The sequence below is a fragment of the Micromonospora sp. NPDC047548 genome, assembly GCF_040642975.1.
Classification (GTDB): domain Bacteria; phylum Actinomycetota; class Actinomycetes; order Mycobacteriales; family Micromonosporaceae; genus Micromonospora.
This window is the reverse complement of record NZ_JBEYTI010000118.1, coordinates 1-1885: the sequence shown is the minus strand read 5'-3', so window position 1 is coordinate 1885 and position 1885 is coordinate 1. Positions and strand designations below refer to the sequence as shown.

At 64.4% G+C, this 1885-nt stretch carries 1 protein-coding gene; it reads left to right on the top strand.

Annotated elements, in window-relative coordinates:
* Positions 1-546: 546 nt before the first annotated feature.
* Positions 547-1797, top strand: a complete 1251-nt coding sequence (gene ltrA, locus ABZ807_RS33310) for a group II intron reverse transcriptase/maturase (protein WP_357167142.1) — start codon at positions 547-549, stop codon at positions 1795-1797.
* Positions 1798-1885: the final 88 nt, after the last annotated feature.

Genomic DNA, 1885 nt, shown 5'->3' with positions numbered 1-1885 from the left:
TGCGGTGCTGTATGGGAGATGGAGGTTGTTTGGCCCTCCGGAGCCGGCTTGCGGAAGCAGGCTTCAAACCACCACGAGGGGCGTTGGCTGAAGACCGTCGTCCTGAGCGTCGTTGGAAAAGGCGCGGCATGATCGCGTCAGGTATGGACCGGGAAGATGAGCGATGAACGTCGAGTTCTCTGCCGTTGACGTGTCGAAACTCAGTCAGATGACATCGAAACCGAGGCCGGAGGTGAGTCTCGGGATGAGTCTGGGGGATATCCGCTTACTGCCCAGGTGGTGTCCGGCATATAGGCAGCATGAGCCCGGTCCAGGCTCTCGTATGGAACGTGTGAAGGCGGACCCCGATACCGTCCGCTGGGTGACCGGCGGCGAGAGGGAGAACTCCAAGCGGCGGAAACCGCGAGGAGCAGAGTACCGATGCGGGGACGCTGGCGGACTCGCCCGTAGTAGCTGTGAACCGCCTGCGTATCGCAGTGGGTCGGGGAGCCAAGGGGCGGGGTCGTTCAGGCTGGCGCGGGCGGTCAACCGTGAGGGAGGAACGGCGTGAGTCAGCCAGGGTTGACAGGCAAGTCGCACGTCATCCCCAAGCGGCTGATCTGGGCCGCGTGGTTGAAGGTGAGAGGTAACGGCGGAGCAGCCGGGGCCGACGGCGTGACGATCGAGCAGTTTGAGCAGAGGCTGGCTGACAACCTCTACCGGCTGTGGAACCGCATGTCGTCGGGCAGTTACTTTCCCGGCCCGGTCCGGGCGGTGGAGATCCCCAAGAAGGGTGGAACCAGGATTCTGGGCATACCCAACGTGGTCGACCGGGTGGCACAGACCGCGGCGGTGCTGATGCTGGAGCCGGAGGTGGAGAAGGTATTCCACGACGACTCCTACGGCTACCGTCCCGGGCGGTCACCGATAGACGCGATACGGGTGTGTCGGCAGCGGTGTTTCAAGAAGGACTGGGTCGTCGACATGGACGTCAAGGCCTTCTTCGACTCCGTGCCGTGGGATCTGATGCTCAAGGCGGTGGCGCGTCACACGACCCAGCCATGGGTCATGCTGTACGTGGAACGCTGGCTGAAAGCGCCGATGCAGATGCCCGACGGAACCCTGACCCACCGGAGCAAGGGAACACCGCAGGGCGGACCGATCTCCCCGTTGATCGCCAACATCTTCCTGCACTATGGCTTCGACACCTGGATGAGCCGGGAGTTTCCCGGGGTCGGGTTCGAGCGGTTCGCAGACGATGTGGTGATCCACTGCGTGACCGAACGCCAGGCGCACCAGGTGCGCCAGGCGATCGATCGTCGGTTCGCGGACATCGGGTTGCAGCTGCACCCCGACAAGACGCGCATCGTGTACTGCAAAGACGACCGACGCCGCTTGGACTATGAGCTGGTGACGTTCACGTTCTGCGGGTACGCGTTCCGTCCCCGGAAGGCATGGGACAAGATCCGCGGGAAGGCCCGGACCGGGTTCCTGCCCGCGGTGGCCCCGGGGAAGCTGACCGATATAAGCCGCAAGGTGGCGTCCTGGCGGCTGCATCGACGCACGACCGGCAACCTGGCAGACCTCGCGGAAGAGGTAAATCCTGTCCTTCGGGGCTGGTTGAACTACTTCACCGTGTTCTATCCGAGCGCGGTGAACCCGATCGGCAAGCGCGTCGATCGCCATCTGATGCGCTGGGCGAAGTGGAAGTACAAGCGGCTGAAACGCAGCGACGACCGAGCGCGAGCCTGGCTACGAGGCGTCCGGCAACGGTCGCCCGACCTGTTCGCGCACTGGGCGCTGCGGTACACGACCTGACAACTGAGCGGCACGAGCCGGATAAGCCGAGAGGCTTACGTCCGGATCTGTGGGGGGCGGCGGGTGAGACTCCCGCCGCCTACCCGGC